20 protein-coding genes are annotated in these 21425 nt (G+C 60.4%); 11 read left to right on the forward strand and 9 right to left on the reverse strand.

Annotation, left to right across the window (positions count from 1 at the left end):
- The first annotated feature begins 81 nt into the window (after nucleotides 1-81).
- Nucleotides 82-1635 carry a trimethylamine methyltransferase family protein gene (locus J4721_RS04915; RefSeq protein ID WP_014874579.1) on the forward strand — a complete coding sequence of 518 codons (1554 nt, stop codon included), beginning with the start codon at nucleotides 82-84 and terminating at the stop codon, nucleotides 1633-1635.
- Between the two features lie 100 nt (nucleotides 1636-1735).
- Here J4721_RS04915 and J4721_RS04920 read toward each other — a convergent pair whose 3' ends face one another.
- Nucleotides 1736-2032 carry a DUF6477 family protein gene (locus J4721_RS04920; RefSeq protein WP_014879929.1) on the reverse strand — a complete coding sequence of 99 codons (297 nt, stop codon included), beginning with the start codon at nucleotides 2030-2032 and terminating at the stop codon, nucleotides 1736-1738.
- A 239-nt stretch (nucleotides 2033-2271) separates the two neighbouring features.
- Here J4721_RS04920 and J4721_RS04925 point away from each other — a divergent pair, with 239 nt between their 5' ends.
- Nucleotides 2272-3345, forward strand: a complete 1074-nt coding sequence (locus J4721_RS04925; RefSeq protein WP_014874580.1) for a DUF6456 domain-containing protein — start codon at nucleotides 2272-2274, stop codon at nucleotides 3343-3345.
- A gap of 115 nt (nucleotides 3346-3460) precedes the next feature.
- Here J4721_RS04925 and J4721_RS04930 read toward each other — a convergent pair whose 3' ends face one another.
- The gene (locus J4721_RS04930; protein WP_014874581.1) at nucleotides 3461-4009 is read right to left on the reverse strand and encodes a peroxiredoxin; all 549 of its coding nucleotides are present in this window, start codon (nucleotides 4007-4009) and stop codon (nucleotides 3461-3463) included.
- Between the two features lie 394 nt (nucleotides 4010-4403).
- On the opposite strand from J4721_RS04930, the gene lipA reads away from it, so the two are divergent.
- Both lipA and J4721_RS04940 read left to right on the forward strand, forming a co-directional pair.
- Complete coding sequence (gene lipA / locus J4721_RS04935; RefSeq protein WP_014874582.1) at nucleotides 4404-5357, forward strand: lipoyl synthase; 954 nt, start codon at nucleotides 4404-4406, stop codon at nucleotides 5355-5357.
- Complete coding sequence (locus J4721_RS04940) at nucleotides 5354-6496, forward strand: amidohydrolase (RefSeq protein ID WP_211002206.1); 1143 nt, start codon at nucleotides 5354-5356, stop codon at nucleotides 6494-6496. Before lipA ends, J4721_RS04940 begins: the two co-directional genes overlap by 4 nt.
- A gap of 51 nt (nucleotides 6497-6547) precedes the next feature.
- On the opposite strand, the gene J4721_RS04945 is transcribed toward J4721_RS04940, so the two are convergent.
- Both J4721_RS04945 and hpt read right to left on the reverse strand, forming a co-directional pair.
- Nucleotides 6548-6874 carry a hypothetical protein gene (locus tag J4721_RS04945; RefSeq protein ID WP_027247367.1) on the reverse strand — a complete coding sequence of 109 codons (327 nt, stop codon included), beginning with the start codon at nucleotides 6872-6874 and terminating at the stop codon, nucleotides 6548-6550.
- Between the two features lie 216 nt (nucleotides 6875-7090).
- A complete protein-coding gene (gene hpt / locus J4721_RS04950; protein ID WP_014874585.1) occupies nucleotides 7091-7636 on the reverse strand; it encodes a hypoxanthine phosphoribosyltransferase in 546 nt (181 codons plus the stop codon).
- 73 nt (nucleotides 7637-7709) lie between these two features.
- On the opposite strand from hpt, the gene J4721_RS04955 reads away from it, so the two are divergent.
- Entirely contained in the window at nucleotides 7710-8156 is a 447-nt protein-coding gene (locus tag J4721_RS04955; RefSeq protein WP_014874586.1) for a type II toxin-antitoxin system RatA family toxin, read from the forward strand.
- Nucleotides 8157-8238: 82 nt separating this feature from the next.
- On the opposite strand, the gene J4721_RS04960 is transcribed toward J4721_RS04955, so the two are convergent.
- The 4 genes from J4721_RS04960 to J4721_RS04975 form a co-directional block, all read right to left on the reverse strand.
- Nucleotides 8239-9420 (reverse strand): ammonium transporter, encoded by a 1182-nt coding sequence (locus J4721_RS04960; protein WP_211002207.1) that lies wholly within the window; start codon nucleotides 9418-9420, stop codon nucleotides 8239-8241.
- A 205-nt stretch (nucleotides 9421-9625) separates the two neighbouring features.
- Nucleotides 9626-10108 carry a CinA family protein gene (locus J4721_RS04965; protein ID WP_102869941.1) on the reverse strand — a complete coding sequence of 161 codons (483 nt, stop codon included), beginning with the start codon at nucleotides 10106-10108 and terminating at the stop codon, nucleotides 9626-9628.
- A gap of 2 nt (nucleotides 10109-10110) precedes the next feature.
- Nucleotides 10111-10617 carry a phosphatidylglycerophosphatase A gene (locus tag J4721_RS04970; RefSeq protein ID WP_014879937.1) on the reverse strand — a complete coding sequence of 169 codons (507 nt, stop codon included), beginning with the start codon at nucleotides 10615-10617 and terminating at the stop codon, nucleotides 10111-10113.
- Nucleotides 10614-11834, reverse strand: coding sequence for a bifunctional 2-C-methyl-D-erythritol 4-phosphate cytidylyltransferase/2-C-methyl-D-erythritol 2,4-cyclodiphosphate synthase (locus J4721_RS04975; RefSeq protein ID WP_211002208.1), 1221 nt, complete (start codon nucleotides 11832-11834; stop codon nucleotides 10614-10616). Before J4721_RS04975 ends, J4721_RS04970 begins: the two co-directional genes overlap by 4 nt.
- A gap of 191 nt (nucleotides 11835-12025) precedes the next feature.
- Between J4721_RS04975 and dusB the strand changes: the two genes are divergently transcribed.
- The 5 genes from dusB to J4721_RS05000 all read left to right on the forward strand — a co-directional run bounded on the left by dusB (nucleotide 12026) and on the right by J4721_RS05000 (nucleotide 19388).
- Nucleotides 12026-13039: a tRNA dihydrouridine synthase DusB gene (gene dusB, locus J4721_RS04980; protein ID WP_211002209.1), complete on the forward strand. Its 1014-nt coding sequence runs from the start codon at nucleotides 12026-12028 to the stop codon at nucleotides 13037-13039.
- A complete protein-coding gene (locus J4721_RS04985; protein ID WP_247655866.1) occupies nucleotides 13036-14178 on the forward strand; it encodes a nitrogen regulation protein NR(II) in 1143 nt (380 codons plus the stop codon). The genes dusB and J4721_RS04985 overlap by 4 nt, the downstream gene beginning before the upstream one ends.
- Before the next feature lie 6 nt (nucleotides 14179-14184).
- Entirely contained in the window at nucleotides 14185-15597 is a 1413-nt protein-coding gene (locus J4721_RS04990) for a response regulator (protein ID WP_014879941.1), read from the forward strand.
- Nucleotides 15598-15696: 99 nt separating this feature from the next.
- Complete coding sequence (locus J4721_RS04995) at nucleotides 15697-17976, forward strand: PAS domain-containing sensor histidine kinase (RefSeq protein ID WP_014874594.1); 2280 nt, start codon at nucleotides 15697-15699, stop codon at nucleotides 17974-17976.
- The gene (locus J4721_RS05000; protein WP_014874595.1) at nucleotides 17973-19388 is read left to right on the forward strand and encodes a sigma-54 dependent transcriptional regulator; all 1416 of its coding nucleotides are present in this window, start codon (nucleotides 17973-17975) and stop codon (nucleotides 19386-19388) included. The genes J4721_RS04995 and J4721_RS05000 overlap by 4 nt, the downstream gene beginning before the upstream one ends.
- A 69-nt stretch (nucleotides 19389-19457) precedes the next feature.
- On the opposite strand, the gene J4721_RS05005 is transcribed toward J4721_RS05000, so the two are convergent.
- Nucleotides 19458-19937, reverse strand: coding sequence for a hypothetical protein (locus J4721_RS05005; RefSeq protein WP_247655868.1), 480 nt, complete (start codon nucleotides 19935-19937; stop codon nucleotides 19458-19460).
- A gap of 111 nt (nucleotides 19938-20048) precedes the next feature.
- Here J4721_RS05005 and trkA point away from each other — a divergent pair, with 111 nt between their 5' ends.
- Entirely contained in the window at nucleotides 20049-21425 is a 1377-nt protein-coding gene (gene trkA, locus J4721_RS05010) for a Trk system potassium transporter TrkA (RefSeq protein WP_014879944.1), read from the forward strand.

Below are 21425 nucleotides of genomic sequence, written 5' to 3' on the forward strand. Positions count from 1 at the left end.
AATGGCCGTAATCCTGCGGCGGCCTTTTGTCTGAGCGATATAATCACAGTCGCAACGAAATGCCTGTGGTGAGGAAAAACCATGACAGAAGCAGCTCCAGCAGCACCGCGCCGTCGCGCACGTGGAGGCGGTGGTGCCGCCCGTCGCGCAGAACGTACCGGCGTCAAGATCGACACCGCAAAATACATTGAGCGCAATATCCCGAACTTTGAGGTGCTGGGCGAAGAAGCGCTGCAGGCCATCGAAGCCAACGCCGAAACCATCCTCGAAGAGGTGGGCGTCAACTTCGTGAACAACCCCGCCGCGCTGGAACGCTGGCGTGCGGCTGGCGCCACCATTGATGGCGAGCGCGTGCGTATTCCCCGCGGTCTGGCCCGCGAACTGTGCAAAACCGCCCCATCCGAATTCACCCAGCACGCTCGGAACCCGGAAAAATCCGTGGTTGTCGGTGGTAAGAACATGGTGCTGGCGCCAGTCTACGGCCCGCCGTTTGTTCGCGATGCCAAAGGCGGTCGCCGCTATGCGACGCTGGATGATTTTCAGAAATTCGTGAAGCTGGGCTATATGTCCAAATGGCTGCACCATTCCGGTGGCACCGTTTGTGAGCCGACCGATGTACCGGTGAACAAACGTCACCTCGATATGCTGATGGCGCATATGACGCTGAGCGACAAACCCTTCATGGGATCGGTCACCGAACCCAGCCGGGCGCAGGATTCCATCGAAATGTGCGAAATCCTGTTTGGTAAGGATTTCGTGCGCGACAACACCGTGATGACCTCGCTGATCAACATCAACTCGCCAATGACATTTGACGATGTGATGATGGGCGCGCTGGAAGTCTATGCCGCCCATAACCAGGCCTGCATCATCTCGCCCTTCATCGTCGGTGGTGCGATGGCGCCGGTGTCTGTCGCCGGGACGCTGGTTCAGGTTCTGGCCGAAGTTCTGGCCGGTGTCGCCTATAGTCAGCTGATCCGCCCCGGTGCGCCGGTGATCTTTGGTGCCATGGTGACCTCGATCGACATGAATTCCGGTGCGCCCACCTTTGGCACGCCAGAGGCGTCGCATATCACATATGGCGCTGGCCAGTTGGCGCGACGTCTGGGGCTGCCGTTCCGGTCTTCCGGGTCGTTCTGTGGCTCTAAACTGCCCGACGCACAGGCCGCTTACGAGACCGCAAATTCGCTCAATATGGGTCTGCTGTCGGGCGTGAACTTCCAGCTGCACTCTTGTGGCTGGCTTGAGGGCGGTCTGGTCGCGGATTTTGAGAAATTCGTGATGGATGCCGATCAGCTGGGCGCGCTTCATGGTCTGGCCAAAGGGGTCGCGGTTGACGACGACACACTGGCCATGGGTGCGATCCGCGAAGTTGGTCCGGGTGGCCACTATCTGGGCTGCGAACACACGCAGGCCAACTTCAAAACCGCGTTCTGGAAATCCGACCTCTTGGACTACAAACCGTTCGAGACCTGGGAAGAGGAAGGCGCGCGCGATACGGTTGCTCTGGCCAGCAATCGGGTGGAGACATTGCTGAACGCCTATGAGGCACCGCCGCTGGATCCTGAGATCCTGGGCAAGCTGGAAGCCTATGTCGCCGAGAAGAAAGCCTCCATGCCTGACGCGTTCATGTAACAGCGGCGGTTCTTATCTGAACAGATACCGGTCGGCATAGGCCGGCTGCAGACGGCGGTCCCTTGGGGCCGCCGTTTTGCGTTTTCATCGCGCCTGCCGGTTAGGCGACTTTCAGATTGGGGCGGCGCAGCCCCTCTGCTTCTCCCATCAGGGCGATCAACACATCGACGTGGCGGGTTAGCGAATATCCGGCATCTCCCGTTTCACGCCTGCGGTTGTGATCGCGCTCCAGATCCAGAAGCCGCATCACGGCTGCTGCGGGCTTTGGCAAGGTGCCGTACCCAAGCACCCGTTTCAGATCACGCCGTCGACTATAATCGCGGGCGCCGATCCTTGCTGTCCGCACCAACAGCCGAGGGCGGCGCAAAGCGGCCAGATGACCAAAGATATCCTGCATCGTCATGTCCTTTCCAGCTCCGTTGATAGCGCTGTTTAACACAACTGTTGCGGGTGTTGCCGAAGGGGGCGGTTCGGCGAACGGTCTATTCGATATTGATTGATGAAAATTTGAAACCAATGATGTTCTGACTGAGACTATTCAGAAAAATCAGGCCAGTACGGTGAGTGGTGTCTGTGGATAACACGTAGGCGGCCCGTGGGAGGATAGTTTCGAATGATCACATGTGGGGTGATAAAATGCAAACTATGGCTGTATCCGGCTTGCCGGAATGGGTGCCTGAGGAGGCGTGCCGATATCTTGAACATACTGAAGCGGGCCGTTCGATCCGCAATCTTGCGAAACAGGCGGGCTGCCACCCGTCTACCGTATTGCGACAGGTTCGACGGGTTGAAACCCGTCGCGATGATCCGCTGGTTGATGGCGCGCTGGCGTCGCTTGCGGCCAGTCACTATGCCGAAGACATGCCCGGCCCCCGGCCGATGTCAGCCCGTGCGCTGGCGTTGGGGACCGTGCCCGCCTGCGCCGAGGCCTTTGAGAGCGAGGCGGTCGAGGTTCTGACCTGTCTCAACCCGCAGGGCGCGGTCCTTGCTGTGGCCGACGGGATGGAGAAGGCGGTGGTTGTGCGGGAGGCGGCAAGCGGTGACAAGAAGGTCGTTGTGGATCGCACCCTTGCAGAAGCACTGGCGCTGCGCGACTGGATCGCCTGTCCTGCGCCGGGGCGGCTCAGTCGCTATCATATCACGCCGGAGGGGCGCAGCGCGCTCAGCCAGTTTGTGGCCAGCCGCGAAAACCGCGCCCGGTCGCGGCTGGAAAGTGCCAGCCTGGCGACGCGTAAAACCAACCGCAACCGGCGGCGCCCCCGGCGCGCCCGCTACGGGCTAGGGGAGACGCCGCTGCATATGCTGGCGCGGCTGACAGATCGTGATGGCTCCCCGTTTCTGACCACCGATCTGGTGCGCGCGGGAGAGCGTCTGCGCGAGGATTTCGAACTGGCACAGGTGGCGGAGCATCTGGCGCAGACCTCGGCACAGTTCCGCGAGGGGGACTGCGGTCCCACTACGCCCCGCCGCCGACGGCCGGGACAGGCCGCATCGGCGGCGAAAAAGCGAGCTGCCGCCGCGCTGAATGCGCTCGGCGAGGGGCTGAGTGATATCGTGATGCGCTGTTGTTGCCATCTCGAAGGTCTGGAAGCCGCTGAACGCCAGCTGGGCTGGTCGGCCCGCTCCGGCAAGGTGGTGCTGCGTATCGCTCTGCAGCAGTTGAAACTACACTATGATGCGCAGCAGGCTCAGGATGAGCTGATCGGCTGAAGCCGTTGTATTTCTCACAAAAAAACCCGGCGCCATCGGGCACCGGGTTGGATTTTTCATCGCTTTGCCTGATACCGGGATCCAGCGGATCGGTCGGTATCTCAGACCCTCTGGATCAGGCGGCCACCTCGGCCTTGGCGGTCTTCAGGTGCTCCAGAACGGTTTCCGGCGAGGACACACCATAAGGGTCTTCGCCATGGTTGTCGCACAGGCCCGGCTCTTCGAACCATGCTTCGACCACGCCATTGTCGACGATGGCCGCATAGCGCCAGGAACGGTTGCCAAAGCCCAGGTTATCCTTGGCCACCAACATGCCGATACGGCGGGTGAATTCACCGGAGCCATCGGGGATCACACCGACGTTTTTCAGGTTCTGGGATTCGGCCCATTTGTTCATCACAAAGCTGTCGTTCACCGACATGCAGTAGATCGCATCGATGCCTTCGGCCTGAAAATCGGCAAAGCCTTTTTCAAAACCGGGCAGCTGATAGGTCGAACAGGTGGGGGTGAAGGCGCCGGGCAGGGAGAACAGCACAACGCGCTTGCCGGCAAAATAGTCGGCGGTGGTTTTGTCTTCCCAGCGGAACGGGTTCGGGCCGCCCACGGATTCGTCGCGAACACGGGTGCGGAAGGTCACGTCGGGCAGTTTTACGCCAGCTTTCATCATCGGCTCCTTAAGGATCAATTCGTCGTCGCGCGGTGATTTATAAGAGTTCTAAATCACCTGCAATGGGGTTTTCACGGGCGCAATGCCGCAGCGGTTGATGGGATGTGAATCCGGTCGAGATGGCTGCCAATTCGCGTCGTTTAACGAGAGCGATGCGACGTGTCCGCAGCGACTCGGCTGCGGGAATCCTGGGGCAGGCAGCCCGGTTGCCCGAAACCGGGTGGCGGGGTTGCAGTATCCGCATTCTGCATCATATTTTTAATATAAACAGTGTATTAGGGGGTAATGTTGTCCGGAGGGAGGATGTGGGCAGGGCGGAGAACTGGTCGTGCCAAGCGATTGCAACTATGTTACGAAGACCAAAAGACCACTGCCGCAAGGGAACATCGACGTGCGAGATCTGAAAATCCCCGAGCAACGCCACCCGGAAAAGGCGCATCGTCCTGACAATGCTCAGCCGAAGAAGCCAAGCTGGATCCGGGTCAAGGCGCCAGGGGGCAAGGGCTACGCGGAAACGCATAAGATCATGCGAGAGCATAAGCTGGTCACCGTCTGCGAAGAGGCGGGTTGCCCCAATGTTGGCGAATGCTGGAGCCAGGGCCACGCCACCATGATGATCATGGGTGAGGTTTGCACGCGGGCCTGTTCCTTCTGCAACATTGCCACCGGCAAACCGCCAGAGGCGCTTGATGTGTTTGAACCGGGCCGGGTTGCAGATGCGGTGCAAAAGCTTGGGCTGAACCACGTCGTTATTACCTCTGTGGATCGTGATGACATCGAAGATGGCGGCGCCGAGCATTTTGCCCAGACAATCCGCGCGGTGCGTCATCGCTCGCCCAAAACCACGATTGAAATCCTCACACCTGATTTTCTGAAATGCGATCCGTCGGTGCTGGAAAAAGTGGTCGAAGCGCGCCCGGATGTGTTCAACCACAATCTGGAAACGGTGCCCGGTCTCTACCCCGAAGTTCGCGCTGGTGCGCGTTATTTCCATTCGCTGCGGCTGCTGCAGCGGGTCAAGGAACTGGATCCGTCCATGTTTACCAAATCCGGCATCATGGTCGGCCTGGGTGAGGACGCGCAGGCTGTAAAGCAGGTGATGGACGATATGCGCGCCGCGGACATCGACTTCCTGACCATCGGTCAGTATCTCCAGCCGACGCCGAAACACCATGCGGTCGACCGGTTCGTGACGCCGGAAGAATTTGAAAGCTATGAGAAAGCCGCCTATGGCAAAGGCTTCCTTATGGTTTCGGCAACGCCGCTGACGCGGTCGTCTTACCACGCGGGCGATGATTTCGCCCAGCTGCGCGCCGCACGCAACAAAAAACTCGGCCTGGCATGACGCCGGACCGTCTGGCGCAGCTGACAGAGCTGCGCCATGCGTTGCACCAGATCCCGGAAATATCGGGGGCCGAGGGAAAGACTGCGGCGTTCATCGCTGACTTTCTGCGTGGCCATGATCCCGACCAGTTGCTGACCGGTCTGGGTGGCCATGGCGTTGCGGCGGTTTATGACGGTGCGGCAGATGGACCGACCGTGATGATCCGCTGTGAGCTGGACGGGCTGCCGATTGAAGAGCTTACTGATCAGCCCTATCGCTCGACACACCCGGGGCGCGGCCATCTTTGTGGTCATGATGGGCACATGACCATCGTGGCTGCACTGGCGCAGGATCTGGCCGCAAGGCGACCGGCACGGGGCCGTGTTGTGTTGTTGTTCCAGCCTGCGGAGGAGACCGGGCAGGGGGCGCGCGCTGTGATCGCCGACCCTGCGTTTCCGCAAATTGCTCCTGAGTATGCCTTTGCCCTGCACAATCTTCCGGGGCTGCCGGTCGGGGCTGTGGCCTTATGTGCTGAGGCGGCCAATTGTGCGTCCCGCGGGATGCGCATCCGGCTGATGGGCAAGACCTCCCATGCGGCGGCACCGCAGGACGGAATTTCACCGGCGGGTGCCATGGCGCAGCTGCTCCCGGCCCTGGTGGCACTTGCCGGAGGTCAGGATTTGGGGCCGGATTACGCGCTGGTCACACTCACCCATGCGCGCCTTGGCGAGGCGACATTTGGTATCGCGCCCGGTGAGGGCGAAGTCTGGGCCACGCTGCGCACAGTCAGTGATGCGCGAATGGAGGCGTTGATCGCTGAGGCCACAGATCTGACAGGTCGGATCTGCGCGGACAGTGGGGTGGGCTGTGACATCAGTTTTGACGATATATTCGACGCCTGCACCAATGACGCCGAGGCCGTGACCATCCTTCAGGCGGCCTGCCACGCCGCCGGGCATCCGGTTGAAATCCGCGATCTGCCGCAGCGTTGGTCCGAGGATTTCGGTCAGTTTGGGAAGACGGCAAGGGCGGCGATGGTCTGGCTCGGCTCAGGCGAAATGCAGCCGCAACTTCATAATCCTGACTATGATTTTCCCGATGACGCGATCCCGGTTGGCGTGTCCATTTTTACTGCCATCCTTGATGATCTTCTGAGATAAGTTATATTTAACAGCTTCTTATGTGCGCATGTTGATGTCGGAAAACGGCGATCAATCGATCAGCGCATCCACCAGAGCCACGGCGCCCACAATCGCCAGCGTGTCCCGCACCACTTCGTAAATTCGGTCATCCTTGCGGATATAGCGGTGACCCGGAGCAGGCGGCGCCAGCCCCCAACGGGCATGATCGTCGATATAGTCCCAGTCACCGCGCAGCTGTTGAAAGCCTTGGTGGCGCGGTTTGTGCTGTTTTTTGATCTGACCGGGGGCATGCTGCGCTGCGCTGTTCTTGTGGCCGGGCGCCCATTTCGGGGGCGCGGCGATCCCTGCGACAGGGGTAAGGGCAAGCGAGGCCGCAGCGATATAGGCCAGTCTCATTGTCGATCTCCTTTTTGGTCTCAACGCTTGGGTGAGCCTTGGAGGGGATCGGGGTATTTGGCAAACGGGCTGTGCAGAAAGACGCTGACGCAACAGCGGGCCATCGGCGGGCTGGTGCCGGTCTGGGGGAATCTTCAGTGCGCAGGGCGCGGTTGTTTGCGCCCCACGCCGGATTGCTCGGCGGATAATAGCGACCGGGAGAAGCCGGGCGCAGGTTCAGCCGTCTTCTGTGAAGCGGACTTTGCCGATGAAGGGCAGATTGCGGTTGCGCTGCGCGTAGTCGATTCCGTAACCGACGACAAATTCATCCGGGATCTCAAAGCCGATCCAATCAGAGCGAAAATCGACCTCACGACGCGAGGGTTTGTCGAGCAGCGCGATAGATTTCAGCCGGGCTGGCTGGCGGCTGCGCAACAGATGCGTCACGTGGTTCAATGTATGGCCGGTGTCGACAATATCCTCAACAACCAGCACATCACGGCCTTCAATTGCGCCGCGCAAGTCCTTGAGAATGCGGACTTCCCGGCTGCTTTCCATGGCGTCGCCATACGAGGACGCCTCAAGAAAATCGACCTCGATCGGCAGATCCAGTTCCCGCACCAGGTCGGCGATGAAGACAAAGCTGCCACGCAGCAGCCCCACCACCACCAGTTTGTCGGTGCCTTCAAATTCTGTCTGGATCTCGGCGCAAAGCTCTTCGATCCGCGCCGCAATGGCTTTGGCTGAGATCATCACATCGATGACATATGGCCGCTGTGTCATGGGTGCCCCCTTGAATTTCCCGCGCGTTCATATGACATGACGCGGGACGATCATAGCAGGAAATGCGCCTCTTATGCCTACCCATTCAGAAACCCGGCCAATGCCTTACACGGCTCAGCAGATGTATGATCTGGTGGCTGATGTCGGGGATTACCCCAAGTTTCTGCCATGGTGTTCCGCTGCCCGTATCCGCAGCCGCACGCCCTTGGGCGAGGCTGAGGTGATGGAGGCGGATCTGGTGATCTCCTTCAAAGTGTTCCGCGAGCGTTTTGGCAGCCGGGTGACATTGTTCCCGAACGACAAGAAAATCGACACGGAATATCTGGACGGGCCGTTCCGCTACATGAAATCCAACTGGGCGTTTGCTGATCGCGCGGACGGTGGTTGCGATGTGTCGTTCTTTGTTGATTTTGAGTTCAAGAATGCGGTGCTGCAGGGGATCATCGGCGTGGTGTTCAATGAGGCGATGCAGCGGATTGTGCGCGCCTTTGAACGTCGCGCGGCGGAGCTTTATGGATGATCAGCAACGGCAGCTAAGCTGCTGAATAAAAACGGGCCCGCGATGCAGGCCCGTTTATCTTTGTGCTGCTGGTTGATTGATGTCAGCTGGTCATGTCGTAGGCGCGTTCACCGTGAACCGTGATATCAAGCCCGTTGGTCTCGGTCTCCAGATCCACACGCAGCGGTGTGATCGCGGCGGTGACTTTGACCAGAACAATTGTCACAACGGCGGTGAAGACCCCAACCACAGCCAGACCGCCAAGCTGTGCGAACCAGCTGCCCGCGCCGAAGATCGCGATCATGATGGTGCCGAAGATGCCGCCGACACCATGCACGGCAAAGACATCAAGCGTGTCGTCGATCTTCAGCAGGTTTCTGACGACGTTCACGGCTTCCTGACAGAGGATACCCGCGACAGCACCGATCACCAACGCCTCGACCGGGCCGACAAAGCCGGAGGCAGGCGTGATGGAGGCAAGGCCCGCGATGGTGCCGGTGACGAGGCCCACCATGGACGCCTTGCCATATTTGACCTTCTCCCACAGCGCCCAGGTCAGCGAGGCGGTGGCGGCGGAGATATGGGTGACAGTCAGCGCCATCGCCGCGCCACCGTCAGCAGCCAGCTGGGAGCCACCGTTGAAGCCAAACCAACCAACCCAGAGCATGGCCGCGCCGATGAAGACATAGCCGGGGTTGTGCGGCGGTGTGGTGCGGTTTTTGCGAGGGCCAAGGAAAATCGCGATGATCAGCGCAGCGAGACCCGCAGTTTCATGCACCACGATGCCACCGGCAAAGTCGCGCACGCCGACCGCGCCAAAGATGCCGCCATCGGCCAGCATACCACCGCCCCAGATCCAGTGTACGACTGGCGCGTAGCACAAAAGCATCCAGAGGCCGGAAAACACCAGCACAAAGCCAAACCCCACGCGCTCGACATAGGCGCCGACGATCAGCGCGGGCGTGATGATGGCGAAGGTCATCTGGAAGGCAAAAAACAGAACCTCGGGCAGGGTGCCGGAGAGGCTATCGGCGGTGACGCCGGACAGGAACATCTTGTCCAAGCCTCCCCATAGGCCGGAGGTGCCGCTTCCGAAGGCAATGGAATAGCCGAAGGCCAACCACAGAACGCTCATCAAACAGGCAATGGCGTAGCATTGCATAAACACGCTGAGCACATTTCGGGCGCGGACAAGGCCGCCGTAAAACAGGGCAAGCCCCGGCAAAGTCATGAAGAGGACAAGGGCCGTGGCCACAATAATCCAAGCTGTATCGGCTGCGTTCATCCGCCGTTCCTTCCGCGTGTCAGGCTGTTTCTTGATCTGAGGCCTGACAAAGCGGAACTGGGGCGTTGAAAAAAGCGGCAGGTTTCAAATTTGCGCTAGAAAAGCGGGCTTTTGTTAAAATGCTGAAAAATTGAGCGGTCCTGCGCGCGCGATGCTCAATTCGCGCCCGTTCTATGAAATAGCGGCAGATGGGCTGTGGTTTGCGTCAGCCTTGCGGATTTGCCGTAAGGGATTGCCAGATCAGCGACAGCGCGTGGTCGCGTGTCGCTGCGCGCACCTGTTCGCGGCCAAGCGGGCCAAAATCAACCGTCTCGACATGGGTTGGCAGCTTTTGCTGTGCCAGGGCAAAGCACACACGCCCCTCGGGCTTATGCTCAGAGCCGCCGGGGCCTGCGATGCCAGTGACCGCGATGCTCAGGGTGACGTCAGAGCGGGTCAGCGCCCCTTCGGCCATTTCGACAGCGACCTCCTCGCTGACGGCGCCGACAGCGGCAAGGGTACTCTCGCGCACGCCGAGCATCTCCTGCTTGGCGCGGTTTGAGTAGGTGACATAGCCCCGGTCAAACACTGAAGAGGATCCCGGAATATCCGTGAGGGCGGCTGCGATCATGCCTGCGGTGCAGCTCTCGGCGGTGGCAATGGTGACCCCTTTCGCACGGGCCTCGTGGATGAGGGCAGCGACATCCATGATCACATTCCCAACACGCCATGTGAGAAGCCAGCAAGGGCGGCCACGCCGATCGCCGCGAGGATACCAGCGATGATGTCATCCATCATCACGCCAGTTGCGCCCTTTTGGCGGTCGGCCCAGCCGACAGGGCCGGGTTTCCAGATGTCAAACAGCCGAAACAGCACGAAGGCCGCGATCCAACCGGGCCAGAGTGCTGTGATGGCGATGTCATGCGCCCATGCAGGGTAAGAGATTGCCCAGAGCGCGATGAACTGGCCTGCGACCTCATCCAGTACAAATTCGGAGGGATCCATGTTTTCGCGGTTGCGGGTCATTGCCTCCGCAGCCCAGACACCGACGACCATGCAAATGACGGTCGCAAGCGCCAGCAGAAGAAACCCGCCCAACTGGTGCAGGACAAACGCCATGGGAAGGGCTGCCAGCGACCCCCATGTGCCGGGAGCGGGTCGCAGATAGCCAACGCCGCCCACGGTGCCGATCAGGAAAGCAAGACGCGATTTTTTCATGATTTCACCACGCAGGCTGTGGCGATGGCGGCGATGCCTTCGCCCCGCCCGGTAAAGCCGAGCCGTTCGGAGGTCGTCGCCTTGATCGAGACACGGGAAATGTCGATAGAGAGGATCTGAGCCACTGCGGCGCGCATGGCGGGCGCATGGGGGGTGATCTTCGGGAATTCACAGACCAGCGTACAATCCACATTGGAGATCTGATAACCCTTTGAGCGGGTCAGATCGGCGGCGTGGCGCAGGAAGATATCGCTGGCGGCACCTTTCCATTGGGGATCCGAGGGCTGGAAGTGGCGGCCAATGTCGCCCTCCGCCAGCGCGCCGTATAGGGCATCGGTGATGGCGTGCAGCCCGACGTCTGCATCAGAATGCCCCTGAAGGCCGCGATCATGGGCTACGGGCACACCGCAGAGCACGACCTCGTCCCCCGGTCCGAACCGGTGAACATCATAGCCATTGCCAAGCCTTACATCCATGTCGCCCCCTAATATGCGCGCGGTCCGGTCGAAATCTTCCGGACAGGTGATTTTCATATTGTCTGGGTCGCCCGGAATGATGGCAACGTCAATCCCTGCCGCGCGGGCGACCTCCACATCATCGGCGGCGTCACCCCCCTCTGCGGCAAGTTGGTGATGGGCGGCGCGGATTTGCGGCAGGTGAAAGCCTTGCGGGGTCTGCGCTGCAAACAGGCCACTGCGGTCTTCGGTGCCGGTGACATAGCCATCCCGCCCACGCCAGAGCGCATCCGTCACGGCCAGCGCCGGGGCGGCGGCCAAATGGGTATCGAGCACGGCCATCACCTCCCCGATCACGCGGGCAGAGACACAAGGCCGGGCGGCATCATGGATCAGCACCCGGTCGAGACCATGTTCAGCCAAGAGATCCAGACCGTTTGCCACCGATTGCGCCCGTGTGGATCCGCCGGTGGTCAGAAAGATTCCATCACGGGAGGAGAACTCCTGCCAGTGGTCGTGATCTTCGGCAGAGAGGACCAGCGCGATCCGGTCCACGCCTGCGCCAAGAAACGCGTCCAGCGTCCAGTCTATCACCCGGCGTCCCGCCAGCGGGCGCCATTGCTTTGCCAGACCTCCGCCAGCGCGCAGACCCTTGCCTGCGGCGACAATCAGGGCGGCGGTTTGGTGTTTCGGGGCGTGGGTCACCTCGGGTGTGCCTGCGGTGGCGGCTGCAGGCACTGATGGGAAGGGATCAGACGGCATAGGGCGCCTCTTTGTTGGGTCGCAATTGTTTAGGAGGTGATGCAAGGGGAGGCAATGGCAGGAGGTCACCCTGGGTAATATGCCTAAAAATTAGGCATATGCCAAAAGATGCAGCCTTGCCGCCGGGGGTTTCATTGTCGCATAGAGGCTGCTTCGGTTAGAAACGCTTCATATGCACAAGGATTAGGCAGTTGTCCTTCACTCTCGGTTCCACTTCTCTGACCCCTCCCATCGCGCTGGCGCCGATGGCTGGAATCACGGATCGCCCCTTTCGTGATCTGGTGCGCAGCTTTGGTGCCGGTCTGATGGTGAGCGAGATGGTCGCCAGTCAGGAAATGGTACAGGCCAAACCCGGCGTGCGTGAACGGGCCGAACTGAGTGCGGATGTCGAGAATACGGCAGTGCAGATTGCCGGGCGCGATGCCTATTGGATGGCAGAGGCCGCACGACAGGTGGAGAGCCACGGTGCCAAGGTCATTGATATCAATATGGGCTGCCCCGCCAAGAAGGTGACCAATGGCTATTCAGGCTCGGCCCTGCTGAAGACGCCGGATCATGCGCTGTCTCTGATTGAGGCGGTGGTGGCCGCAGTGTCGGTGCCGGTTACGCTGAAAACGCGGCTTGGCTGGGACGACAATAGCCTGAATGCCGCCGATGTGGCCCGCCGCGCGCAGGACGCAGGCGTGCAGATGGTGACCATTCACGGGCGCACCCGATGTCAGTTCTACAAAGGGTCTGCCGACTGGAAGGCGATTGCAGCGGTCAAAGGCGCGCTGAACGTGCCATTATTGGCCAATGGCGATATCGTGGATACGGCGACCGCTCGAACCGCGCTGGCACAGTCCGGCGCGGATGGTGTGATGATCGGGCGTGGGGTACAGGGCAAACCCTGGCTGCTGGCTGAGGTGGCCCATGACATCTGGGGCAGCGCTGCGCCCGAGGTGCCGACCGGGTCGGATCTGGTTCAGATGGTCAGTGCTCACTATGAGGCAATGATTGCGTTCTACGGTACCGATCTTGGTCTGCGGGTCGCACGCAAACATCTGGGCTGGTATATGGATGAGGCCGCTACCGCGTCTCCCCTGCGGCGCGAGGTGCTGACTGCTAAGGCGCCCAAAACGGTGCTGCAGCTGCTGCCTGATGCGCTGATCGGTGGCGCTGGGCCGGATTGCAGCCCCGACCTCGCGGCAGGGCAGGCGGCATGACACAGGATATGACTGGATCAGGGACTGCGCAGAATTGGAACGGTGCCGATAGCGCGCTTTGGGCCTCGCTGCCTGTGCCGGCCTTTGTGATTGATCCGGAGGCCCGGATCGAAGATGTGAACTCTGCCGGTGAAGGGTTTCTCAATACCTCGCGCAAGGCGCTGCTGGGCAAGGCGATCTGGCAACATGTGATCATTGCTCCCGCCATCGACGAGGCGGTGGCGCGCGCCCGCGACAATGGTACGCCTTTGTTTGTCAATGACATCGACGTTGGGGCGCCAGGGCGGGCGCCGCTGCAATGCAATGTACAGGTGGCACGGGTGCAGGGTGTTGAGGGGCGGATGCTGATCCTGCTCTCCCCGCGCGAGCTGGCCGGACGCCTGACGCAGAACCATTCCGCCAAATCTGCCGCGCAATCCGCGATTGGTATGGCCGAGATGCTGGCCCATGAGATCAAGAACCCGCTGGCGGGTATCACAGGTGCTGCGCAGCTGTTGTCGATGGGGTTGTCAGGCGATGATCTGGAATTGACCGACCTGATCGTCAGCGAAAGCCGACGCATCGTGAAACTGCTGGAGCAGGTGGAACAATTCGGAAACCTCTCCACCCCGGCCTTTCAGGAGGTCAATATCCACGATGTATTGGATCGGGCGCGCCGGTCGGCCCTGTTGGGGTTCGGCGCTCATATGACCATCATTGAGGATTACGATCCCTCCCTGCCCATGGCCTGGGGGGATGGGGACCAGCTTTTGCAGGTGGTGTTGAACCTGCTGAGGAACGCAGCAGAGGCTGCGGATCCGGGGGGCGGCACCATACGGATCCGTACGTTCTACGAGCACTCCTTCCGACTGCGCCGCAGTGATGGATCCGGCAAGCTGTTGCCGCTGCAAATCGAGATTTCGGACGATGGCCCCGGACTGCCTGAGGCAATCCGCGATGATATCTTTGATCCCTTTGTCTCTGGCCGGGAGAATGGCACCGGATTGGGGCTGGCACTGGTCAGCAAGATCATTGCCGATCACCAGGGCTGGATCTCAGTCAATTCCGAACCCGGCCAGACGGTTTTTCGACTGTCACTGTCGCGTGTGCCCACCGCACCGCGTCCTGTACCCATCCCAAACGCCCTAGGGCAGGAGTAGCACATCATGGACGGCACTGTTCTGGTCGCAGATGACGATCGCACAATCCGCACGGTTTTGACCCAGGCCTTGACGCGCGCGGGCTGCAAGGTCCATGCGACCTCTTCTCTGACGACGCTGATGCGCTGGGTGGGCGAGGGGAAGGGCGATGTCGTGATCTCCGATGTGATGATGCCGGATGGCAACGGGCTGGAGATGCTGCCCAAAATTGCGGACGACCGGCCGGGGCTACCGGTGATTGTGATTTCGGCGCAGAACACCATTATGACCGCGATTAAGGCGGCGGAGGCGGAAGCCTATGATTACCTGCCCAAACCGTTTGATCTGCCGGAGCTGATGAAGCGCACCGCCAAGGCGCTGACCGAAAGGCGGAGCGGGCCGGGGGCGCTGCGCGCTGCTACGCAGGCTGGTGGCCCGGCGGGAGGGGCGGAGACCGCAGGCGAGAGCCATGAGGATCTGCCGCTGGTCGGGCGCACCGAGGTGATGCAAACGCTCTACCGGCTGATCGCGCGGGTGATGAACACCGATATACCCCTGTTGATCACGGGTGAAAGCGGCACAGGAAAATCACTGATTGCCCGGTCGATGCATGATCTGTCGGACCGCCGCACCCTGCCGTTTGTCCGGGCGGAGGCGGCCGATCTGGCGTCACTTGAAGGTCCGGCGCAGTTGCTGGCTGAGGTTCGTGGAGGGACGCTTCTGCTGGATGAGCTGGCGGATCTGTCGGAGGAAGCCCAGGCCCGTGTCGTGCGGATGATGGATGCACCGGGGGATCATCAGCCCCGGTTCATCGCCACCAGTCAGCAGGATCTCACTGCAGCGATGGAGGCTGGTGGTTTGCGACAGGACCTCTACTACCGGATCAGCGGCACCGAGCTGCCGGTGCCTGCGCTGCGTGCCCGCGTTGATGATATCTCCCTGCTGTGCGCGCATTTCCTCACTCGGGCCGAGAACGAGGGCGCGCCGCACCGTCGGCTGAGCGAGGCGGCGCGGGAGCCGCTGCGGCAGTTCCCGTGGCCGGGCAATGTCCGCCAGCTGGAAAACGTGGTGCGCCGTTTGGCGCTGACTGCGCGCAGCGAAGAGATCAGCCTCGACGAAGTCAATGCCGCGCTGGGCGCGCAATCGGGTGGTGAGCCGATGGCAGCGACAGGCAGCACACTCAGCAGTGAGAAACTGTCGGAATCAGTGGCGCGACATTTGCAGCGCTATTTCGATCTGCACGGCGATATGCTGCCGCCTCCAGGTCTATATGCCCGTCTGATGCGCGAGGTTGAGACCCCGTTGATTGAAATATCGCTCGCAATGACGGGCGGAAATCAGGCAAAATGTGCGGATTTACTTGGCATTAACCGCAATACGCTGCGCAAGAAGATCACAGATCTTGATATTGAGGTGACACGCCGCCGCAAACTGATGTAATATCGCCACAGAACCGTGGCAGATCGGCGTTTGAGCTGGTGATGATCACGATATATGGCGGTCGACCAGAAGGGTCGCACATCAGGATGAGGGCAGTACGTGGCGCAGAGGTCACATCTCCGTTCGGCATATGGGCCATTTGCGGCCCTTGACCGGTGGCGCAGAACGCGCAGGGCTCGCAATGTTGGCGCGCTCGGGCTGGTTGTTCTGGGCCCGGTGCTGGCGCTTTCGACATTTTTGATCATTGGCCCGTTTTCGCAAGGGGTGGCGTCGCTGTCGCTGCGGCTGATCCTGCTTGCCGATCTGATCTATGTGTTGGCCGTCGCGGCGCTGGTGCTGACGCAGGTGGGACGTCTGATCGCCGCGCGGCGGGCCAAATCCGCAGGCTCCAGGTTGCACCTGCGTCTGATCGGGGCCTTCGCCTTTCTGGCGCTGACGCCCACCGTGATCGTGGCGCTCTTTGCCGGGCTGACGGTCAATGTCGGCCTTGAAGGCTGGTTCTCTGACCGAGTGCGGCAGGTTGTGGGCAGCTCTCTGGCGGCGGCGGAGGCCTATCAGGATCAGCAGCAACGTGACCTTTCCGAGGATGCGGTGGCGCTGGCACGCTATATCGACAACAGCCGAAACCGCAATTTCTTCATCAGCGACGGGCAGTTGCGTCAGGTGCTGACACAGGGGCAATTGCAGATCCAGCGCGGCCTACAGGAAGCCTATGTGGTGGACGGCGCCGGAACCATCCGGGCCCGTGGCGAGCGGTCGTATGAGTTCGACTTTGAGGAGCCGCGCACGGCGGATATCAGCCAGGCCTCTTTTGAAGGGGTCACCCTGATCCAGGACTGGGACAACAGCGAGTTGCGCGCGCTGGTGCGGCTGGATGCGTTTGTCGACCGGTTTCTCTATGTCAGCCGGGATGTGGACGGTGAATTGCTGAGTCTCTTGGATGACACCAAGGAAACCGCGCATCTTTATCAACAGTTGGAGAGCGAGCGGGGGCGGGTGCTGTTTGACTTTGTCCTGCTGTACCTTGGCTTTGCTGTGATCCTGATCCTGGCGGCGATGTGGCTGGGCATGTGGTTTGCCGAACGGCTGTCGCGCCCGGTCGGGCGGCTGACCATTGCGGCGCGGCGTGTCGGGGCGGGCAACCTGAATGTGCAGGTGCCGGAGGACGACGGCGATGATGAGATTTCGCAGCTGGGACGCTACTTTAACCAGATGACACTTGAGCTGCGGGAACAACGCGACACGCTGCTGGAAAACACCCATCAGATTGAGCGCCGCCGCCGGTTGTTTGATTCCGTGCTGATGTCGGTGACCTCCGGCGTGGTGGGGCTGGATTCTGAGGGGCGCGTCACCTTTGTGAACCGGTCTGCGGAGCGGCTGCTGGGGTGGAGTGGTGATCGCCAGTCGTTGGCCTTGGCGGTGGCTGTGCCGGAGTTCGGACCGTTGTTTCAGGAACTGACCGAAACTGGCGCCGACGTGGTGCAGGGCGAGATCAAGGTGACTCGCCAAGGGCAGCTGGAGAACCTTCTGGTGCGGATGTCCCCTCGACGGAGCGAGGAAGACCGGCTTGAGGGCTATGTGGTGGCCTTTGACGATGTTACGGACCTGGTCAGCGCGCAGCGGATGGCGGCCTGGGGCGATGTTGCGCGCCGGATTGCCCATGAGATCAAGAATCCGCTGACACCCATCCAGCTAAGTGCCGAGCGCATCAAACGCAAATTTGCACCCAAGCTGGGCGAAGAAAACAGTGATCTCCTGCAATCCATGACAGATGTGATTGTACGTCAAACCAACGACTTGCGCCGTATTGTTGATGAATTCTCCAAATTTGCCCGTATGCCGGAACCCGAGCGGCGTGAGGAAGATCTGGTGAAGCTGCTGCGCGATGCGGTGACCCTGCAAAAGGCAGGTCAGCCTGATCTGCGCATTGTCGCGGATCTGCCGACGGAACCGATGCTTGCGGATCTGGACGCGACGATGATTGGTCAGGCATTGACCAATTTGATCAAGAATGCAGGCGAAGCCGTTGAAACACTGAAACAAAAAGGCACGGTTGCGGATCTTGATCCGGAAATCCGCATCGCTGTAAGTCCGACGAAATCCGGCTATGAGGTCACCATCGCCGACAATGGCATCGGTCTGCCAGAAGACCGTGCCCGTTTGTTTGAACCCTATGTGACCACCCGCGACGAAGGCACAGGTCTTGGCCTGCCGATCGTCAAGAAAATTATCGAAGAACACGGCGGAACACTGGTGCTGGAAGATGCGCCGGTTTTCGACGGTCAGGCCCACTACGGGGCCATGGCTGTGATCCGCCTGCCTGCTGCACATGAGGCGGCAGACCATCATAAGAGTACAGTGAAAGCAGGTCTGACATGAGTGACATTCTGATTGTTGACGATGAACGCGACATCCGTGAGCTGGTTTCTGATATCCTTGAGGATGAAGGCTACGCGACGCGCAAGGCTGGCAGTTCCGAGGAATGCATGGCCGCGCTGAATGAGGCGCCGCCTGCGCTCATGGTGCTGGATATCTGGCTGAAGGATAGCCAGATGGACGGCATCGACATTCTGAAAGTGGTGAAACGGGACAATCCGGAGATCCCCGTGGTGATCATTTCAGGTCATGGCAATATCGAGATCGCGGTCGCTGCGATCAAGCAAGGCGCCTATGACTTTATCGAAAAACCTTTTAATATTGACCAGTTACTGGTCGTTATTCGCCGCGCGATGGAGACATCAAAGCTGCGCCGCGAGAACACTGATCTGAAACGTCAGGACTCGGGTGCCAGCGAAATGATCGGCGCCTCAGCCGCCTATCGTGCCCTGGTCAGCCAGCTGGATAAGGTCACCAAATCCAACGGGCGGGTGATGCTGACCGGGCCTGCGGGCAGCGGCAAGGAAATCGCCGCGCGCTATATCCATACCCAGTCGAACCGCGCCTCAGCGCCCTTTGTGACCGTAAACTGCGCCAGCATTGAGCCGGACCGGATGGAAGAGGTGCTGTTCGGCCGCGAAAGTGCCGAGCGCGGAGTTGAACCGGGCCTGCTGGAGCAGGCGCATGGCGGCGTTGTCTTCTTTGATGAGGTTGCGGATATGCCGCTTGGCACCCAGTCAAAGATTCTGCGGGTGCTGGTTGATCAGCAGTTCCAGCGGGTTGGCGGCTCTGACAAGGTACGGGTGGACCTGCGGGTCATTTCAGCGACCAATAAGGACCTTGAGCGTGAGATTGAGGCGGATCGCTTCCGTCAGGAGCTTTATCATCGCCTGAATGTGGTGCCGATCCCGGTTCCGTCACTGGCGGACCGTCGCGAGGATATCCCGCTGCTGGCGGACCATTTCATCGAGCAGTTCAACCAGAGCCAGGGTCTGCCGCTTCGTAGGCTGAGCGAAGATGCCGTTGCGTTGATGCAGACCATGCTGTGGCCGGGCAATGTGCGCCAGTTGAAGAACATGGTGGAACGTGTTCTGATCCTTGGTGAAAACAGCGGTCCAATTGAGCCGAAAGATCTGCCGCGTGAAGAGGAAGCGGTGGAAGATCAGAGCCGTGTTGTGCTGTCCGGCGCACTTGCAACGCTGCCATTGCGGGAGGCGCGTGAGGCCTTTGAGCGGGAATATCTGCTTACTCAGATCAACCGCTTCGGCGGCAATATCAGCCGCACGGCCTCCTTTGTTGGGATGGAACGTTCAGCCCTGCACCGCAAACTGAAATCGCTGGGGGTGGTGACCTCCAACAAGGCAGGCGCGCGGATCGCCCATGTGGAGAAAGAAACCGAGGAGGATATGGCCTGAGACAGGCTGTATCCACGCAGATTATTTATATTTCAGGGCTTTGGCGGCGATCTCTGATGTGCTGACGGATCAGGGCGCCGTTGCGACGATCTGGGGCGATTGCCCGCGTCGCGCAATCGCGCAGGATGTCTGGGTCAGCGCCGGAAGTGTCGATGCACGGCGGGTGCCGACCGCATCCGCCACCGATTGCGGACAGCGTTTTACTGCGATGGTTTGATAGCCTTTGGATGCCATGCAGGACTGTTCCACTCGCTCGCGCAGATCTGCGTTGACGTCGACGGTATAGATGCCACCATCCTCCCAATAGCCGGTACGGTGATAGCAGCGCCCATTGCGGCAGATTTCCCCGCCAGGGCGATAGATAGGCGGGTGCTGTCGGATCTGGGTCGCCACCGGCGCATCCCTCAGGGCGCTGACCTCACAGCTGAGCAGATCAGCGTCGCGTCGGGCGACATCGGCACCGGCGCGGTAATAGACTGGAACCGGCCCGCAGGCCGCCAGCGCTGAGGCCAACAAGAGCGCGGCAAACGTATGTTTTCCGATGGGCATACTGTGATTGTGCGGCAGAATTCGCAGTAAGACAATTGAATTGACCGTTACAGCGGCTTCTGTCATTCAAAACCGGCGATTGCGCGTATCAGCGCCCCGAGGGACAAGCACATGAAAGTTATTATTTGTGGCGCAGGTCAGGTCGGCTGGCAGATCGCCCGCCACCTGTCGGGTGAGCACAACGACGTGACAGTGGTGGACAATAATCCCGATCTGGTGCGCCGTGCGACGGATACGCTGGATGTTCAGGGGATTGCGGGCTTTGCCTCGTACCCGGATGTGCTGACCCGGGCCGGGGCGCGGGACGCGGATATGATCATCGCGGCCACCCATTCCGACGAGGTGAATATGGTCACCTGTCAGGTGGCGCATTCGGTGTTTTCCATCCAGCGAAAGATCGCGCGACTGCGCTCCAAGAGCTACCTGGAAGCGATCTATTCGGATTTATACCGGCGTGACCATCTGCCAATCGATGTGGTGATCAGTCCCGAGCGCGAGGTGGCGGCCGCGGCGATGCAGCGCCTGTCTGCGCCGGCTGCCTTTGATACCGAGATGTTCATGGAGGGCGGTGCGCAGCTTCTTGGGGTGCAGATCGATGAGGATTGCCCTGTCGTCAACACGCCGCTGCGCCAGCTGACCGATCTGTTTTCGACCCTGCGCGCCATTGTGGTCGGTATCCGCCGGGATGGCAGTCTGTTTGCACCTGAGCCGGGTGACCAGCTCTTTGTGGGCGACAGTGCCTATGTGTTTGCCCATGTCGAGGACGTGAGCCGCACAATCGAAGTCTTTGGCAAACAACAGAAACGTCAGGATCGTGTGGTCATTGTCGGCGGGGGGAACGTCGGGCTTGAGGTGGCGAAGGCACTGGAATCCCGTACGGGACGCACGCGCGCCAAGATGATTGAGCGGAACCGCAAATGCGCCGAGCGTGCCGCAGAGACGCTGGAACGGACGATTGTTCTGAACGGCGATGGTCTGGACCGCAGCCTGATGATTGAGGCGGGGATCGACCGGGCTGACGCCATGTTGGCGGTGACTGATGACGACAAGGTCAATATGTTGGCAGCTGTGCGGGCCAAGGCGGAAGGCTGCCCTCTGGCGATTGCGCTGATCAATGATCCGACACTGGTGCCGCTGATGGCACCGCTTGGTATTGATGCCTATATCAACCCACGTGCCACTACCGTAAGCTCGATCCTGCGCCACATTCGCTATGGCCGGGTGCGGCAGGTCTATTCGATCGGCGACGCCGAAGCGGAGGTGATTGAGGCCGAGGTCATGTCGACCTCTCCAATGGCCGGACAAATGATCCGCGATATCGATTTTCCCGAAGGTGTGCTGGTTGGCGCCGTCAGCAAAAACGGTGTGGTGATGCGCCCAACCGGCGGTATGCGGATCGAGGAGGGCGATGTGATCGCGCTCTTTGCCATGGCTGCGGATGTGCCCGAGGTCGAGCGCCTGATGCAGGTCTCGATTGACTTCTTCTAG

Source organism: Phaeobacter sp. HS011, from assembly GCF_018101215.1.
Classification (GTDB): domain Bacteria; phylum Pseudomonadota; class Alphaproteobacteria; order Rhodobacterales; family Rhodobacteraceae; genus Phaeobacter; species Phaeobacter inhibens.

Bases quoted from the DNA above. Each gene is read 5' to 3' on its own strand.
- trkA (WP_014879944.1), top strand. From the start codon at position 20,049: ATGAAAGTTATTATTTGTGGCGCAGGTCAGGTCGGCTGGCAGATCGCC.
- J4721_RS04990 (WP_014879941.1), top strand. From the start codon at position 14,185: ATGGACGGCACTGTTCTGGTCGCAGATGACGATCGCACAATCCGCACG.
- J4721_RS04955 (WP_014874586.1), top strand. From the start codon at position 7,710: ATGCCTACCCATTCAGAAACCCGGCCAATGCCTTACACGGCTCAGCAG.
- J4721_RS04965 (WP_102869941.1), bottom strand. From the start codon at position 10,108: ATGGATGTCGCTGCCCTCATCCACGAGGCCCGTGCGAAAGGGGTCACC.
- J4721_RS04915 (WP_014874579.1), top strand. From the start codon at position 82: ATGACAGAAGCAGCTCCAGCAGCACCGCGCCGTCGCGCACGTGGAGGC.
- J4721_RS05000 (WP_014874595.1), top strand. From the start codon at position 17,973: ATGAGTGACATTCTGATTGTTGACGATGAACGCGACATCCGTGAGCTG.
- J4721_RS04945 (WP_027247367.1), bottom strand. From the start codon at position 6,874: ATGAGACTGGCCTATATCGCTGCGGCCTCGCTTGCCCTTACCCCTGTC.
- hpt (WP_014874585.1), bottom strand. From the start codon at position 7,636: ATGACACAGCGGCCATATGTCATCGATGTGATGATCTCAGCCAAAGCC.
- J4721_RS04920 (WP_014879929.1), bottom strand. From the start codon at position 2,032: ATGCAGGATATCTTTGGTCATCTGGCCGCTTTGCGCCGCCCTCGGCTG.
- J4721_RS04940 (WP_211002206.1), top strand. From the start codon at position 5,354: ATGACGCCGGACCGTCTGGCGCAGCTGACAGAGCTGCGCCATGCGTTG.
- J4721_RS04960 (WP_211002207.1), bottom strand. From the start codon at position 9,420: ATGAACGCAGCCGATACAGCTTGGATTATTGTGGCCACGGCCCTTGTC.
- J4721_RS04975 (WP_211002208.1), bottom strand. From the start codon at position 11,834: ATGCCGTCTGATCCCTTCCCATCAGTGCCTGCAGCCGCCACCGCAGGC.
- J4721_RS05005 (WP_247655868.1), bottom strand. From the start codon at position 19,937: ATGCCCATCGGAAAACATACGTTTGCCGCGCTCTTGTTGGCCTCAGCG.
- J4721_RS04970 (WP_014879937.1), bottom strand. From the start codon at position 10,617: ATGAAAAAATCGCGTCTTGCTTTCCTGATCGGCACCGTGGGCGGCGTT.
- J4721_RS04985 (WP_247655866.1), top strand. From the start codon at position 13,036: ATGACACAGGATATGACTGGATCAGGGACTGCGCAGAATTGGAACGGT.
- J4721_RS04930 (WP_014874581.1), bottom strand. From the start codon at position 4,009: ATGAAAGCTGGCGTAAAACTGCCCGACGTGACCTTCCGCACCCGTGTT.
- J4721_RS04925 (WP_014874580.1), top strand. From the start codon at position 2,272: ATGCAAACTATGGCTGTATCCGGCTTGCCGGAATGGGTGCCTGAGGAG.